Source organism: Isoptericola sp. b515, assembly GCF_030588125.1.
Classification (GTDB): Bacteria; Actinomycetota; Actinomycetes; order Actinomycetales; family Cellulomonadaceae; genus Isoptericola; species Isoptericola sediminis.
On the sequence record NZ_JAUQYR010000002.1, the window covers coordinates 186696 to 202398 of the forward strand.

Here is a 15703-nt window from a genome sequence, read left to right on the forward strand (position 1 = left end):
TCCCGTCCACCGGACGCGGGTGGTGCGGTGAGCACTGCGAGGAGGCAGGACGCCATGACCGTCTACACGGCACCGGGACAGCCCGGGTCGATCGTGGAGTACCGCAGCCGCTACGACCACTGGATCGGCGGCGAGTACGTCCCCCCGGCGAGCGGGGAGTACTTCGAGAACCCCACCCCCGTCACCGGACAGACCTTCTGCGAGGTCGCGCGCGGCAACGCCGAGGACATCGAGCGCGCCCTGGACGCCGCGCACGGCGCCGCCCCCGCCTGGGGCCGCACGTCCGTGACCGAGCGGGCGAACATCCTCAACGCCATCGCCGACCGCATCGAGGCCAACGTCGAGAAGATCGCCGTGGCCGAGAGCTGGGAGAACGGCAAGGCCGTGCGCGAGACGCTCGGTGCCGACATCCCCCTGGCCGTCGACCACTTCCGGTACTTCGCCGGCGCGATCCGGGCCCAGGAGGGGTCGATCTCCGAGATCGACGGCGACACCATCGCCTATCACTTCCACGAGCCGCTCGGCGTCGTCGGGCAGATCATCCCGTGGAACTTCCCGATCCTCATGGCCGTGTGGAAGCTGGCCCCGGCGCTCGCGGCGGGCAACGCCGTCGTGCTCAAGCCGGCCGAGCAGACCCCGGCCTCGATCCTGTACCTGATGGACATCATCGGCGACCTGCTGCCGCCGGGCGTCGTCAACGTCGTCAACGGGTTCGGCGTCGAGGCGGGCAAGCCGCTCGCGTCCTCGTCGCGGATCCGCAAGATCGCCTTCACCGGCGAGACGACGACGGGCCGCCTGATCATGCAGTACGCCTCGGCCAACATCATCCCGGTGACGCTCGAGCTCGGCGGCAAGAGCCCGAACGTGTTCTTCTCCGACGTCGCCTCGGCCCAGGACGACTTCTACGACAAGGCCCTCGAGGGCTTCACGATGTTCGCGTTCAACCAGGGCGAGGTCTGCACCTGCCCGTCCCGGGCGCTCATCCAGTCCGACATCTACGACCAGTTCCTCGGCGACGCGCTCAAGCGCACCGAGGCGGCCGTCCAGGGCAACCCGCTGGACACCGAGACGATGATCGGTGCCCAGGCCAGCAACGACCAGCTCGAGAAGATCCTGTCCTACATCGACATCGGCCAGGCCGAGGGCGCCAAGGTGCTCACCGGCGGGCAGCGGGCCGACCTCGGCGGGGACCTGTCCGGCGGCTTCTACGTGCAGCCGACGATCTTCGAGGGCAAGAACTCGATGCGGATCTTCCAGGAGGAGATCTTCGGTCCCGTCGTCTCGGTCACCGACTTCGCCGACTACGACGACGCCATCAAGATCGCCAACGACACCCTCTACGGGCTCGGGGCCGGCGTCTGGACCCGCAACGGCACGACGGCCTACCGGGCCGGCCGCGACATCGAGGCCGGCCGCGTGTGGACGAACTGCTACCACGCCTACCCGGCCGCGGCCGCGTTCGGCGGGTACAAGGGCTCCGGTGTCGGGCGCGAGAACCACAAGATGATGCTCGACCACTACCAGCAGACGAAGAACCTGCTCGTCAGCTACTCCGGCGTGCGGGACGGCTTCTTCTAGGCCGAAGGAGGATCGATGACCGACGCCGGCGGGCCCGAGGGCCCCGCGCGCGTCGCCGTCACCGACGCCGCGGCCGAGCTCCTGGCTCGGCTGCGGCGCCGGCACGGCGAGCTGATGTTCCACCAGTCCGGTGGCTGCTGCGACGGCTCGAGCCCCATGTGCTACCCGGCCGGTGACTTCCTCACCTCGGACGCCGACGTGCACCTGGGCGACCTGGCGCTGTCCGACGGGGAGGAACCCTTCACCGTCCCGGTCTGGATGAGCAGGGCGCAGTTCGAGTACTGGAGCCACACCCACCTGACGATCGACGTGGTGCCCGGCCGCGGAGCCGGGTTCAGCGTCGAGGCGCCGGAGGGCGTGCGGTTCCTCATCCGGTCGCGGCTGCTGACCGACGCCGAGCTGACGGCACTGGGCCGCTGAGGCACGGCGCCAGGACGCCCGGGGCTGCGTCGTCGCCCCGGGCGTCCTAGCGTCGTGCCCATGGCGCAGGACGAGCACGACCCTCACGACGGCCGGGGCGAGCGGTGGTCGCAGGACGTCACCGACCACTCCGACGCCCTCGACCTCGAGCACGACGTCTTCACCCTGGACGACCCCGCGGCGATCGCCGCGTCGCTGAAGCGGTCCGCCGAGGCCAGCGACCGGCGCAAGGGGTCGGCCTACTCCTCGGCGATGTCGATGCTGACGTTCTACCTCAACCGGGCCGGGCGCAACCTGCCGCCCGAGCGCCGCGAGGTGCTGGAGCAGGCCAAGACCGAGCTCCGGCGCGCCTTCGGGCGGGAGTGACCGTCCGGCGGCGTTGACCTGGGCATCGGTCCGATGCCCGGTGGGGTGTCGCCGGGCCGTGCGGACCCGCTATGTTGCACCCCGTGAGCACCGAAGCAGAGGCCCTCCCGTCCGTGTCGTCGCTCCCGGCGTGGCTCGTGCCGTCCGTGTACCTGAACTGGTCGACGGACTGGCTGCGCGAGTCGGTCGCCATCGCGACGCGTTCCCGCGAGCACCACCTGCCCGGGGGACCCGACGGTCCCAAGCGCGGGGACGTCGTGGTGACCGTCCTCGGCGAGGCCGGGGTCGTCGCCGCGGTCGAGCTCATGGGAGCCTCCGACGGCGACTCCTGGGTGACCGACGAGCTCTTCGGCCCGGACCGCCCGATCGTGTGGGCGGACCTCTTCGACGGTGCCGACGCCTACATCGGCTCCTCCGGCTGGCTGCCGGCCGAGCACGCCCGCGCCGTCCTCGACGGGGTCGCCAACCAGTTCCACGACGGTCCGGTGCACACGATCGACCCGGGCGACTGCGGCGCCGGCGAGGCCGCCTCGGACGTGCACGCGCTGCGCATCATCGGCCACCGGGCGGTGACCGGGTGGGCGCTGCGGCGCGAGGAGCGCTGCGCCACCTGCGAGCAGTTCGTGGACGTGCGCGAGATGCAGGCGCACGACGACGGCGCCGTGCGGCTCGGGACGACCACTGCCGGCGGTCGCACCCTGGAGCAGGTCATCCGCGACGTGCACCTGCTGTGCTCCCACTGCCACGAGCTGATGCACGAGCACTCGGTGACCGCACAGCGCAACCGGCTGCGCCCGCAGTGCCCCGGCTGCGGCATGCGCGGCAAGACGAAGCGCATCGTGTGGGGCATGACCTTCTCCGAGGACGTCGTCAGCGCCGAGCCCGACGTCGTCTACGGCGGCTTCGAGGTCCCGGTGCCGACGCCCGAGTGGTACTGCACCGACTGCCACGCGAACTTCGGCAGCACCGTGGTCGCCTCCCGGGTCCTGGACGCCGACGGCCCCGCCGTCCCGCAGCCCGTCACGGGCACCATCTCGATGGTCGGTGATGACGCGCTGACGGCCGGTTCGGCCACCGACGCGCCGCGTCCCGCGGACGACGACCCCCGCTGGGAGCCCCACCCGGGGATCTGACAGGTCTCGACCCCGGCCGGCCCTCCGTCCTGCGACGGGGGCCGGCCCGGCCGGTCAGGCGGCCAGGGGCCGGAGCTGCTGGCGGTGCCGGACGACCCCGTGCCGACCCGCCGCCGGGACGTGCGGGGTGAGGCGCAGCGGCATCCCGGCCTCCAGCGGCGTCCGGTTCGCCTTGCGGTGGTTGCAGGCCTCGCAGGCCGCCACGAGGTTCAGCCAGGAGCTGTCCCCGCCGCGCGACCGCGGGATCACGTGGTCCACGGTCTGGGCCGGCCCGCCGCAGTAGGCGCACTCGCCGTCGCGCTGCTTGACGCCGTCCTTGGTGACGGTCGGCCGGGTGCCCCGGTAGATCCATCGCATCGCCACGTAGCGCACGAGCCGCAGGACCCGGGGGAGCGGGTAGGGGCCGAAGGACCTCCCGTCGACGGACTCCTCGACCACCGCGACGCCGCGCACCAGCATCGTGATGGCGTGCTTGACCGACACGCGGTGCAGCGGCTCGTAGCCGGCGTTGAGGACCAGCACGTCGGCCACGGTCCTGCTCCTTCCGGTGCGGTGCGCACGGGCCGGTGGACCGGTGCGCTCTCGGCGGCTCCTCGAGGGGTCGGTGTCGGGTGCGGCGGCGATCCGGGCAGGACCTCCGGACAGGCCGGTCTGTGGCGCCTGTCACGGAAAAAATATGAGCGCCCGGCCGGGAAGTCCAGAGTTTTGGGCAGGATCGACCTGACGATGGCCCGGAAGATCCTGTTTCGGGCGGAAAATGACGACGTCTGCCGACCGGTACGGCTAGGGAGCCTTCGACGTCAGGCGGTCGACGGCGTCGGGCAGATCGGCGAGGGCGTCGGCGGCCCGCCGTGTCGCGGCGCGGGCGAGCCGGTCGTACGGCGCGGGGTCCTCACCGTGGGCCGCGGCCTCGGCCGCGTGGTCCCGGGCGAGGAGCGCGAGCAGCAGCGCGTCGCGGTGGTCCCCGAGCGACGACTGCAGCGTCTTGCCCGCCGCGCCGAGCTCCTTCGCCCGCGAGCCCAGCACCTTCGTCGGGGTGCGCGTCACCACGCGGGCCCCCTGGGAGAGGCGCCGTCCGGCCTTGCGCAACCGGTGGGCGCGAGCCAGCAGGTCGTCGAGCGCCGCCCGGTCGTCCAGGTCCTCGACGGTGACCTCGGCCAGGGCCTGCAGGTCGAGGTCGGCCGCGGCGCGGCCGACCCGGTCGACGGCCTTGCGCAGCCGCTGGCGGGCGACCTTGCCGGCCCGTCGGTCCGCAGCCTTCCCGCGCGGCGGCTCCCGGACCCAGCGGATCAGCTCCGCCGTCGTGGCACGCATCTGCAGCCCACCGGCGTAGTCGACGAAGCGGGCGTGCGCAGCCGCGTGCTCCCGGTCGAGCTCCGCCACCAGCCGCGCCCGGGCGTCCCGCGAGACGCTCGCCGCGGCGCCGACCGACTCGACGTCGGCCCGCCGCACCTCCAGGTCGCGCGCCTCGCCCAGCACGTCGCCCAGCTCGGCGAGGCGACGGCGCAGCTGCCTCACCTCCTTGCGCTCGAACACCGGACGGTAGACGGCCAGCACGGTGCGCAGCCTGCGGACCGCGGTGCGCAGCCGGTGGACGGCGTCGTCCTCGTCCGCGAGCGCGGGCGGGAGGCGCTGCTCGATGCGCCGGACGTGCTCGGCCACGATCGTGGTGAAGACCTCGCCGGCGGGATCGGCGCTGTGTGGAGGTGCCATGATCCCGTCAGGCTAATGACCCGGCGTCGTCCATCGCGAGCGGACGCACCGCCGAGCCCGATCCGACGAACAAGCCGTGCAGCCGGAATCCGTGCGTGGCGGCCTGCTCCCGCAGGGCGGCGTTCCAGGCCCGGTCCGCGTCGGTGATGGTGTCGTCACCGGGCCGGCACAGGACCGCGACGACGCTGCCGCCCGCCGCGGACTGCTCGGTCACGGAGGCGATCACCATGCCGAACCGGCGGGCGTCGTCGACGTCCGGCTTCTCGGGGACCTCGCGGACGGGGACCAGCACACCGGTGGCGCGGTCGTCGCTGCGGATCCACGACAGGCACAGCGTGCGGGAGCGGGGTAGCGCGGCGGCGGCGAGGGTCGAGGCGAGGGCGAGGCGGTCGTCGTCGGTGAGGACGAGGTCGCCGGGGCGGATACGGGTGGGCGTGGTGTCCATGGCGGTGACGATCGCGCACGGGACGGACCACTGCCGCCGTCGTCCACAGGCATGTGCTCGCCGGATCTTCCGGAGAGGCTGGGGGTGACCGTGGAACGGCTCGACCGGTCAGGCGAGCCCCATCGCGCGGGCCACCTCCTCCTCGGTGACCTGCTCGGGCACCACCACCGCGCCGGAGAGCGAGACCTTCGACTGCAGCAAGCGCTCGAGGCCGACGATCGCGGTGAAGAACACCACGTTGTTCAGGATCGGCACCAGGCACAGGACCAGGGACACGAGGCCGACGACGAAGCCCGCGACGGCCAGGCCGTTGGAGGGGGCGGACGCGGCAGGTGCAGGCGCGGGCGCCTGCGGGTACGGGGTGGACATGGTCATCCTCTTTCGGTCGATGGTGGCTTCAGTCCTCGACGACGATCAGGTCGAGGCCGGAATCGGGGTGGTAGGACCAGGTCGCCGTGAACCGGTCCCAGGTGTCGCTCTGATGCCCGTCGATCGCGCGGGTGGTACCCATGAGCTCGGTGACGCGAGCCGGTGTCCCGAGCTCGCTCAGGACGCAGGCGAGGTCGTCGAACGTGGCGCCGGAGTAGTCGTCGGAGCCCTGGACGTCGAGCATGAGCGTGGTGCCGCCGTCCTCGAGCCGGATGCCGTCAACGGCTCCGCAGCTGTCGTAGGCCGCCGACAGCTGAGAGCCCGACGCAGCGGGCGGTGGTGCGGCAGCCGACGGCGGTTCGTCCTCGGCGCCGAGGGCGGACCATGTGGCGGCACTCCCGACGGCGGCGCCCAGGACGAAGGCGATGCCGGCGACGAGCACGGTGCGCCGCCCGCTGGTGGCAGCGGTGGCGGCCGCGGCGCGGTGCTGAGGCTGCTCGGGGTGGGGGCCATGCGTGGCCCCCTGGGGCGCGTACCGCCGGACGATGGCGGAGGTGACCCGGTGCCCGGGCTCGCGCAAGGGAGCCATGCAGACCTCGCCTGAGGTATCACGGCCCCGTACGAAGCCGTCCCGTCGTGCTGCTGCCCTGGAGGCTCTGCGTCAGCAAGTCCGTTAGAGCCGAATCCGATACCCCGCGAACGCCTTAGCATCGGTTCCGCAATCTTCCGATGTTAACCTGGACGCGTGTCATCGGATACGACATGGCCCGTGTTCGGCATCGAGCTGCTCGACTGGGAGCCCTCGGACGTCGAGTACGGCCCGCGCGCGGGCCGCAGCCGTCGCCGGGGATCGTACGAGGCGGCCGTGCCGGCGCGCATCGCAGACGCCGAGCTCCGTCTCGACGGGCCGACGGCCGCGCTGGTCGCCGAGGCGAGTTCCGAGATCGCCCGTCTCGACGGTGAGTCGCTCGGCTCGCTGATGTCGTTCGCCTCGCTCCTGCTGAGGACCGAGGCGGCGAGCTCGTCTCAGATCGAGAACCTGACCTCGTCCCCGAAGGCGATCGCCCTGGCGGAGCTGGGACGCCGGGGCCGAGCCGACGCCGACGAGATCGTCGCCAACGTCGGCGCCATGACGCGCGCTCTCGACGTCGCCGACCATCTGGACACCGACGCCATCCTGACGATGCACCAGGTCTTGATGAGGGACCACATGCCGGGCGCCGCCGGTGTGTGGCGGGACGCGGCCGTCTGGATCGGCGGCTCTGCCCGGAGCCCGCACGGGGCGGACTACGTGGCGCCGCGGAGCGACCTGGTGCCGGGTGCCATGGAGGACTTGGCGGCCTTCATCGCGCGCGACGACGTTCCCGCGCTCGCCCAGGTGGCCGTCGCGCACGCCCAGTTCGAGAACATCCACCCGTTCCCGGACGGCAACGGGCGCATCGGCCGTGCCCTCATGCACGCCCAGCTGCGCCACGCAGGCCTGACCCGACACGTCATCGTGCCGATCTCGGCCGGGCTGATCGCCGAGACCGAGCGGTACTTCGCGGCCCTGACCGCGTATCGCTCCGGCGATCCCGTGCCGATCGTCACCGAGGTGTGCGAGGCGGTCTTTCCGGCGTTGCAGAACGCACGTGAGCTCATCCGCGACGTGTCCGACGCCCATGCGCGGTGGGTGGGAATCATCCGGGCCCGTCGCGGTGCCGCCGCCTGGCGCCTCGCGGACATCCTCGTCGAGCGCCCCGTGATCGACTCCCGTCTCGCCGCGGAGCTCCTCGGCGTCACGACGGCGAACGCCCAGGTGGCCATCGACCGTCTCGTCGAGGACGGCGTCCTCGACCAGATCGGACGGGGAGCCCGCGACCGGGTGTGGCAGGCGGTCGAGGTGGTCGAGGCGGTGGAACGGTTCGCGGACCGTTCCCATCACCGCCTGGTGTGAAGCGCCGCAACTTCGCCGCTTCGGAGGCAGATTGGGCCGATTGGCCCTAGGTTGTCCAACGACCGATGCCAGAAGTGCTCCCGGGCAAGAACGCGGAGTCGGGATCGACGGCGACGAGGCCCGGAACGCACCTGGTGTGAACGCGATCCGCCACGAGGTAGGAGATCAGGTGTCCGAGCAGCCGCCCGTCGCCACGGAGGAGAGGCCGGAACACGCCTCCCCGGAGAAGCCGGATGATGTCCCGCCCCGTTCCCGGGGCGGTGTTTTCCTGAAGGCCTTCCTGGGCGTGATGCTCGGCATCGTCGGCGCGCTGGTGCTGCTCGTCGTGCTGGTCTGGGGTGCCATCCGGACCGAGCTGATCTCGTTGCCGGAGCTGGAGAACCCCTTCGCCACCGAGGAGGTCGACCGCTCCGACCGGCCGGTGCTGCTGGGCATCCAGAACCTCGCCCGGTTCGTCGCGGCCCAGGGGAACTACCAGGTGGTCGTGGACCTGGAGCAGGACACGAAGTACGTGCCGGACTGGCTGATGGGCGAGCGCACGATCTTCCTCGCGGATGGTTCGGTCGAGGTCTACGTCGACTTCCGCGACCTGCCCGAGGAGGCGGTCGTCGTCTCCGAGGACGGTTCCACCGTGACGGTCACCCTGCCGGAGCCCGCGCTCGCGGAGCCGCGGATCGATCTCGAGCAGAGCAGGGCGCTCTCCGACTCGCGAGGTCTGATCAACCGCGCCGAGGACTTCTTCGCCGACGACGACGGCAGCCGCCAGCAGACGCTCCTGAAGGCGGAGGAGATGCTCACCGCTGCCGCCCGGGAGAGCGACCTGGAGAGCCGCGCCGAGGAGAACACGCGCAAGACGCTCGAGGGACTGATCGGCGGGCTGGGCTACGAGACGGTGGAAGTCGTCTTCGAGGGGTCGTCGGGCTGACTCGCTGGCGTCGGTGGAGCAGTGGGCTTTGCGCGGCACTACCCCGAGCCGCTCACAGCCACGACTCGGCCCGTGCCTCGTCGATCTCCGCTTGCCTACGACGGGCTCGATCGGCGAGGCCGCCGAAGAACCGCTTGTGGCCTCGCTCGCTCGGGCGACGCCGTCCGTACCCGTGTTGACCGCTCTTGCCCGGAGTCCATTGGACCGCTCGAGGGTGTCCGCGCTGCGTCGTCGGGCGGCCTCGTCATCGTCAACGACATGCTGCTCACCGGCTACGACTCGCCGTCGCTGCACACGCTCTACCTCGACTGGCCGCTGCGCGGTGCGCTGCTCATGCAGACGCTCGCCCGGGTGAACCGGACCTTCCGCGGCAAGGATTCGGGGCTGCTCGTCGCCTCCGTGCCCGTGGCCGAGCACAAGTACCCGCCGGACAAGCGGCAGGACGCCATCGTGCTGGTCATGAACCAGTTGGAGGCGTTGGTGACCCACCGCGCTGCGTGACCGCCGACGGCAGGCGGCGAGCCGACCCGCCCCGATCTACGGTGAGGTCGTGCGCGTGCTGTTCGCCTCGACGGGCAACCTCGGCCATTTCCTGCCGCAGGTTCCGCTCGCCCACGCCGCCGGAGCGGCCGGGCACGAGGTCCGCGTCGCCGCCCCGGCCGGCTTCGCCGACCAGGTCGCGCGGGAGGGCCTCGTCGTGGCGCCGTTCGACGAACCGTCGTCCGACGCGATGGGCCGTGCGTTCGGCGGCATGGCCGGCCTGTCGATGGAGGCCGCCAACGAGCTGATGATCCGGGAGATCTTCGGGCGGCTCGACGGCGGTGCCGCGCTGCCGCGGCTGCTCGACACCGTCCGCTCGTGGCGGCCGGACCTTGTGGTCCGCGACCCCTTCGAGCTTGCCTCACTCGTCGCCGCGGAGGCCGAGGGAATCCCGCACCGGAGCGTCGGGCTCTGCCTCGACGGACTGATCGCAAGCACGGCGCCTTGGTTCACCGACCCGGCGGAGGAGCTGGGTCGGCCCCTCGGGCTCGACGCCGACGGGTTGATCTCCGCGCAGCGTTCCGCGCCGTCCTTCACCGTGCTGCCGGCGTCGTTCGACGACCCGCCGTCGGGCGGGCGCGACGTCGTCCGGTTCCGGCCCGGGCCCACGACGGACGCGCCAGAGGGACGCGGCCTCCCTCCGGAGACGTCGGATCTTCCGCTGGTGTACGCGAGTCTGGGGACCGTGGCAGGCACGATGCCGTCCGCCGAGCAGACCTACCGCGAGCTGCTCGCCGCCCTGGCGTCGCTGGACGTCCGCGTCCTGCTCACCGTCGGCCGCGCTCTGGACCCCGACCGGCTGCGTCCGTGGCCGGACAACGCTCACGTCGAGCAGTGGTGGCCCCAGGAGGAGGTGCTGCCGCACGCGGTGGCCGTGGTCGGTCATGGGGGCTTCGGCACCACCGCGGCGGCCCTGGCCGCGGGCGTGCCCCAGGTGGCTGTGCCGCTGTTCGCGCTCGACCAGTGGTTCAACGCCCGCCGCCTGGACGAGCGCGGCCTCGGAAGGATGGTCACCCCGGGAGAGGACTTCCCGGACCGGCTCGGCACGGCCGTCGCGGCGGTCCTCGACGACGCGGACGTCCACGCGACGTCCGAACGCGTCGCCGGGGAGATGGCGGCGCACCCGCCGACCACCTCCGTCGTCGACCGACTGGTCGCGCCCGCTGACTGACCACGCTGGGGCACCGGGGGTCGCACCCCGGCAGACGCGACGGCGGCCCGCCACCTGTCGGTGACGGGCCGCCGTCGCGTGTGCTCGGCGCCGCCGGGTGCGCCGAGCGGAACTGCTCAGCTGAAGTAGCGGGCGTAGGCGCTCGTGGTGAGGAACGGCGGGAACTCGTCGCCCAGCGAGACCTCACGGAAGATCGTCACGGCCTCGTCCAGCCGGTCGCCCGGGGTGCGGGGCGTCGTCCGCAGGAACTCCTGCAGCATCGACTCGCACCGCTCCCGGGTGATGACGGTCCCGTCCTCGGTCCGGGTCCCGGAGTGCATCCACTGCCAGATCTGCGACCGGGAGATCTCCGCCGTGGCGGCGTCCTCCATGAGGTTGTCCAGCGCCGCGGCACCGGTGCCCCGCAGCCAGGAGGCGATGTACCGCACGCCGACGGAGATGTTGGTGCGCAGACCGGACTCGGTGATGGTCGCGCCCTCGCGTCGCGCGGAGGCGATGTCGAGCAGCTCGGCCTGACCCACGGTCACGTCGTCGCGCTGGCGGTCGACCTGGTTCTCCCGCTCGCCGAGCACGGCGTCGAACGCCTCCCGGGCGATGGGGATGAGGTCCGGGTGCGCCACCCAGGAGCCGTCGAACCCGTCGCCGGCCTCGCGCTCCTTGTCCGCGCGGACCTTGGCGAACGCCTGCTCGGTGACCTCCGGGTTGCGGCGGTCGGGGATGAAGGCGCTCATGCCGCCGATCGCGTGCGCACCGCGCCGGTGGCAGGTGGCCACCAGCAGCTCGGTGTACGCCCGCATGAACGGGGCGGTCATCGTCACCTGCGCCCGGTCCGGCAGCACGTAGGAGTCGCCGCGGGACCGGAAGCACTTGATGACGCTGAACAGGTAGTCCCAGCGGCCGGCGTTGAGCCCGGCGCAGTGGTCGCGCAGCTCGTAGAGGATCTCCTCCATCTCGAACGCGGCCGGCAGGGTCTCGATGAGCACCGTCGCGCGGACGGTGCCCCGCGGGATGTCGAGGGCGTGCTGGGCCAGCTCGAAGACCTCGTTCCACAGCCGCGCCTCGCGGTGGCTCTCCAGCTTCGGCAGGTAGAAGTACGGGCCCCGGCCGCGGGTGATGAGCTCGCGGGCGTTGTGGAAGAAGTACAGACCGAAGTCGACCAGCGACCCGGACGCCGGCTGGGTGGAGCCGTCGGTGCCGGTGTACGCCAGGTGCGACTCGAACAGGTGCCAGCCCCGCGGCCGGAACACGATCGTCGGCATCTCGGTCAGCTCCGAGGTGCGCAGCGCGTAGTGCTTGCCGGGGGTGCGGCCGCCGTCGGGCGACGGACCGTCGAACGACAGCTCGCCGCGGATCGCCGAGCGCAGCGCGCGCTGGCCGCCGATCACGTTGGCCCAGGTCGGGCTGGAGGCGTCCTCGGCGTCGGCGAGCCAGACCTTGGCGCCCGAGTTGAGGGCGTTGATGGTCATCTTCGGGTCGGTCGGCCCCGTGATCTCGACGCGGCGGTCGGACAGCCCGGGCGCCCCGGTGGAGCCGGCCACGCGCCAGGACGGGTCGTGCCGGACGGGCCGCGTGGTGGGCAAGAAGTCCGGGTCGGTGCCGTCGGCGATCTGCCGGGTCCGGCGCTGGCGGGAGAGCAGCAGCTCGCAGCGCGTGTCGGCGAAGTGGTCGTGGAGCAGGGCCAGGAACTCCAGCGCCTGCGGGGTGAGGATCTCCTCGTCGCCCGGGGCGATCGGGCCGACGACGTCGATCGTGCCCTCGGCCACGGTGGCCGAGTCGGCCAGCGCGATGCCGCGCGGCGGGGTGGCGGGCGAGCCGGTCGAACGACCGGACTGGGTGCGGGGCAGGTCGGCGGTGGTGGTCATGGCGGACTCCTGATCGAAAAGGGGGCAGGGCGTCCCGGTCCGGCGGGCGCGACGTGCGCCGGACCGGGACGCCCGAGGCGAGGGGTGAGTCAGAACTGAGCGGCCTCGGTGGAGCCGGCGAGGGCGAGGGTGGCGGCGTCGGGGTTGAGAGCCGTGGACACGCGGTCGAAGTAACCGGTGCCGACCTCGCGCTGGTGCTTGGTGGCGGTGTAGCCGCGGGACTCGGAGGCGAACTCGGCCTCCTGCAGCTCCACGTAGGCGGTCATCTGCTCACGGGCGTAGCCGTGGGCCAGGTCGAACATGGAGTGGTTGAGGGCGTGGAAGCCCGCCAGGGTGATGAACTGGAAGCTGAAGCCCATGGCGCCGAGCTCGCGCTGGAACTTCGCGATCGTGGCGTCGTCGAGGTGCTTCTTCCAGTTGAACGACGGCGAGCAGTTGTAGGCCAGCATCTGGTCCGGGAACTCGGACTTGACCGACTCGGCGAACTTGCGGGCCAGCTCGAGGTCGGGCGTGCCGGTCTCCATCCAGATGAGGTCGGCGTACGGGGCGTAGGCGTGGGCCCGGGTGATGCAGGGCTCGATGCCGTTGCGGACCTTGTAGAAGCCCTCCGACGTGCGCTCGCCGGTGAGGAACTGCTGGTCGCGCTCGTCGACGTCGGAGGTGATGAGGGTGGCCGCCTCGGCGTCGGTGCGGGCGATGACCACGCTCGGCACGTCGGAGACGTCGGCGGCGAGCCGCGCGGCGTTGAGGGTGCGCACGTGCTGCTTGGTGGGGATGAGCACCTTGCCGCCGAGGTGGCCGCACTTCTTCTCCGAGGCGAGCTGGTCCTCCCAGTGCACGCCCGCGGCGCCGGAGGAGATCATCGACTTCATGAGCTCGTAGGCGTTCAGCGGGCCGCCGAACCCGGCCTCGGCGTCGGCCACGATCGGGGCCAGCCAGTTGCGGGTCGGGGCGCCGTTCTCCTCGACGTCGATCTGGTCGGCGCGCAGCAGCGCGTTGTTGATGCGCCGCACGACGGCCGGCACCGAGTTGGCCGGGTAGAGCGACTGGTCGGGGTAGGTCTGGCCCGAGAGGTTGGCGTCGCCGGCCACCTGCCAGCCGGACAGGTAGATGGCCTTGAGCCCGGCCTTGACCTGCTGCACGGCCTGGTTGCCGGTCAGCGCGCCGAGGGCGTTGACGTAGTCCTCGGTGTGCAGGAGCTCCCACAGCAGCTCGGACCCGCGGCGGGCCAGCGTGTGCTCCTCGCCGACCGAGCCCCGCAGCGCGATGACGTCCTCGGCCGTGTAGTCGCGGGTGACACCGGCCCAGCGGGGGTCGGTGGCCCACTGCTCGGCCAGGGCCGCGGCGGTGGTGACCTGGTCGCCCGTGCGCGGGGTGGTGGTCGTCGTCCCGTTCGTGGAACCGGTCTCGAGGGTCGCGGTCATCGTCGTCGCCTTTCGTCGTGCGGTCCGTCGCGGTGCGGACGGACCGCCTGCTGCCTGTCTGGCGAGGGGGTCCGACGGCGGTCCTCGCGGTGGTGAGCACCGCCTCGAGTTCCGCCGTCGTCGTCCCTCGGTATCGACTCTGCGCCCTGCGCAACCCCTGTGGCGAGGTTCTGAGAGAAGAACTTTCTCGGTTCTTCTCCTTGGCAGAAGGAGTGGCGCATGTCACCCTGGGGCATGGCCTTCACGACGACGTCGCGGCCGCCGGCGACGCCCCCCACGCCGCCCCCGGCCGAGTCCGAGCCCGACGCGCTGACGATCGGGCGACGCATCCGCCACCTGCGCCTGCAGCGGGGCATGACCCTCGGAGAGCTCGGAGAGGCGGTCTCACGTGCCCCGTCGCAGATCTCCATGCTGGAGAACGGCAAGCGCGAACCGACGATCGCGCGGCTGCAGGCGGTGGCGAAGGCGCTGGGCACCAGCGTCGACGACCTGCTGTCCCCCGAGGCCCCCTCGCGACGGGACGCCCTGGAGATCGAGCTGGAGCGGGTGCAAAGAGGACCGCTCTTCTCCGCGCTCGGGGTGAAGCCGGTGCGGGTGGGCAAGTCGCTGCCGACCGACGCGCTGGAGGCGATCGTCTCCCTGCAGGCCGAGCTGGAGCGGTTGCACTCCGAGCGGGCGCTCACCCCGGAGGAGGCCCGCCGCGCCAACACCGACCTGCGTGCCGACATGCGCGCGCAGGACAACTACTTCCCCGACCTGGAGATCGTCGCGCGCAGCCTCCTCGACGACGTCGGGCACACCCACGGCCCGGTCCCGCAGCGGGCGGCCGTGGACATCGCCTCGCACCTGGGCTTCTCCATCCACTACGAGTCGGACCTGCCGCACTCCACCCGTGCGGTCATCGACCAGCGCCACCGGCGCGTCTACCTGCCCAGCAACGGCATCCGCGGCCGGTCCGACGCCCGCTCCGCGCTGCTGCAGGCCCTGGCGTCGCACGTCCTGGAGCACACCGAGCCGCGCGACTACGGCGAGTTCCTGCGCCAGCGCGTCGAGGCGAACTACCTCTGCGCGGCGCTGCTGCTGCCCGAGCGGGAGGCGGTCAAGCACCTGCGCGAGGCCAAGGACGCCCGCGCGATCTCCATCGAGGACCTGCGCGACGCCTTCGCGGTCTCCTACGAGACGGCCGCGCACCGGTTCACCAACCTCGCCACGCGGCACCTCGGCATCGGCGTGCACTTCATGAAGGTCCACGAGTCCGGGGCGATCCACAAGGCCTACGAGAACGACGGCGTCCGGTTCCCGGCCGACGCCCTGGGCACCGTCGAGGGTCAGCACGTGTGCAAGCAGTGGACGGCCCGGGTCGTGTTCGACGTCAAGGACCGCCTGAGCCCGTACTACCAGTACACCGACACCTCGACGGGGACCTACTGGTGCACCTCGCGGGTCCAGGACACCCCGGACGGGCAGTTCTCCGTGAGCGTCGGTGTGCCGTACGCGCAGGTCAAGTGGTTCCTGGGGCGGGAGACGACGGCGCGGTCCACCTCGCGCTGCCCGGACGAGTCGTGCTGCCGCCGGCCCTCGCGGCCGCTGGCCGAGCGCTGGGACGGCAACGCCCTGCCGAGCGCACGCCCGCACGCCTCCATGCTCGCGGCGATGCCGTCGGGGGCGTTCCCCGGCGTGGACACCACCGCGGTCTACGAGTTCCTGGACCGGCACGCGCCGGCGGAGTAGGCGGGGCCGGGACCTTCCCCGCGGGGCGCCGTGCCCGGGGTGTCGCGCCGAGCGCGCCGCACCACCGGGCACGGCGTTCTCGTCGTGCGC

At 72.1% G+C, this 15703-nt stretch carries 16 protein-coding genes; 9 read left to right on the plus strand and 7 right to left on the minus strand.

Annotated features, from left to right (window positions below; genetic code table 11):
* The first annotated feature begins 54 nt into the window (after window positions 1–54).
* From Q6350_RS06590 to Q6350_RS06605, 4 genes are all read left to right on the plus strand, one after another.
* Window positions 55–1578, plus strand: a complete 1524-nt coding sequence (locus Q6350_RS06590) for an aldehyde dehydrogenase family protein (protein ID WP_304607186.1) — start codon at window positions 55–57, stop codon at window positions 1576–1578.
* Between the two features lie 15 nt (window positions 1579–1593).
* Window positions 1594–1998: a DUF779 domain-containing protein gene (locus Q6350_RS06595; RefSeq protein ID WP_304603405.1), complete on the plus strand. Its 405-nt coding sequence runs from the start codon at window positions 1594–1596 to the stop codon at window positions 1996–1998.
* 60 nt (window positions 1999–2058) lie between these two features.
* Complete coding sequence (locus tag Q6350_RS06600) at window positions 2059–2364, plus strand: DUF3175 domain-containing protein (RefSeq protein WP_304603406.1); 306 nt, start codon at window positions 2059–2061, stop codon at window positions 2362–2364.
* Between the two features lie 83 nt (window positions 2365–2447).
* A complete protein-coding gene (locus tag Q6350_RS06605) occupies window positions 2448–3497 on the plus strand; it encodes a hypothetical protein (protein ID WP_216077580.1) in 1050 nt (349 codons plus the stop codon).
* Between the two features lie 54 nt (window positions 3498–3551).
* Here Q6350_RS06605 and Q6350_RS06610 read toward each other — a convergent pair whose 3' ends face one another.
* From Q6350_RS06610 to Q6350_RS06630, 5 genes are all read right to left on the minus strand, one after another.
* A complete protein-coding gene (locus Q6350_RS06610; RefSeq protein ID WP_171247301.1) occupies window positions 3552–4028 on the minus strand; it encodes an HNH endonuclease in 477 nt (158 codons plus the stop codon).
* A 252-nt stretch (window positions 4029–4280) separates the two neighbouring features.
* Window positions 4281–5210 carry a CHAD domain-containing protein gene (locus Q6350_RS06615; protein WP_305065817.1) on the minus strand — a complete coding sequence of 310 codons (930 nt, stop codon included), beginning with the start codon at window positions 5208–5210 and terminating at the stop codon, window positions 4281–4283.
* A 7-nt stretch (window positions 5211–5217) separates the two neighbouring features.
* Window positions 5218–5655, minus strand: a complete 438-nt coding sequence (locus Q6350_RS06620) for a hypothetical protein (RefSeq protein WP_304603408.1) — start codon at window positions 5653–5655, stop codon at window positions 5218–5220.
* 108 nt (window positions 5656–5763) lie between these two features.
* A complete protein-coding gene (locus Q6350_RS06625; protein WP_305065818.1) occupies window positions 5764–6024 on the minus strand; it encodes a hypothetical protein in 261 nt (86 codons plus the stop codon).
* 28 nt (window positions 6025–6052) lie between these two features.
* On the minus strand, window positions 6053–6613 hold the full coding sequence (locus tag Q6350_RS06630) for a hypothetical protein (protein ID WP_305065819.1): 561 nt from the start codon (window positions 6611–6613) through the stop codon (window positions 6053–6055).
* A 156-nt stretch (window positions 6614–6769) separates the two neighbouring features.
* On the opposite strand from Q6350_RS06630, the gene Q6350_RS06635 reads away from it, so the two are divergent.
* From Q6350_RS06635 to Q6350_RS06650, 4 genes are all read left to right on the plus strand, one after another.
* Window positions 6770–7960 carry a Fic family protein gene (locus tag Q6350_RS06635; protein WP_305065820.1) on the plus strand — a complete coding sequence of 397 codons (1191 nt, stop codon included), beginning with the start codon at window positions 6770–6772 and terminating at the stop codon, window positions 7958–7960.
* Between the two features lie 169 nt (window positions 7961–8129).
* Window positions 8130–8885: a DUF4230 domain-containing protein gene (locus tag Q6350_RS06640; RefSeq protein WP_305065821.1), complete on the plus strand. Its 756-nt coding sequence runs from the start codon at window positions 8130–8132 to the stop codon at window positions 8883–8885.
* Between the two features lie 258 nt (window positions 8886–9143).
* Window positions 9144–9386, plus strand: a complete 243-nt coding sequence (locus tag Q6350_RS06645) for a hypothetical protein (protein WP_304603819.1) — start codon at window positions 9144–9146, stop codon at window positions 9384–9386.
* Between the two features lie 49 nt (window positions 9387–9435).
* On the plus strand, window positions 9436–10596 hold the full coding sequence (locus Q6350_RS06650; RefSeq protein WP_304603413.1) for a glycosyltransferase: 1161 nt from the start codon (window positions 9436–9438) through the stop codon (window positions 10594–10596).
* A gap of 116 nt (window positions 10597–10712) precedes the next feature.
* Here Q6350_RS06650 and aceB read toward each other — a convergent pair whose 3' ends face one another.
* Together aceB and aceA are read right to left on the minus strand one after the other, a co-directional pair.
* Entirely contained in the window at window positions 10713–12458 is a 1746-nt protein-coding gene (aceB, locus tag Q6350_RS06655; protein ID WP_304603414.1) for a malate synthase A, read from the minus strand.
* A gap of 89 nt (window positions 12459–12547) precedes the next feature.
* Complete coding sequence (aceA, locus tag Q6350_RS06660) at window positions 12548–13882, minus strand: isocitrate lyase (RefSeq protein ID WP_171248422.1); 1335 nt, start codon at window positions 13880–13882, stop codon at window positions 12548–12550.
* 234 nt (window positions 13883–14116) lie between these two features.
* On the opposite strand from aceA, the gene Q6350_RS06665 reads away from it, so the two are divergent.
* Window positions 14117–15613 carry a helix-turn-helix domain-containing protein gene (locus tag Q6350_RS06665; RefSeq protein WP_304603794.1) on the plus strand — a complete coding sequence of 499 codons (1497 nt, stop codon included), beginning with the start codon at window positions 14117–14119 and terminating at the stop codon, window positions 15611–15613.
* Window positions 15614–15703 lie beyond the last annotated feature (90 nt).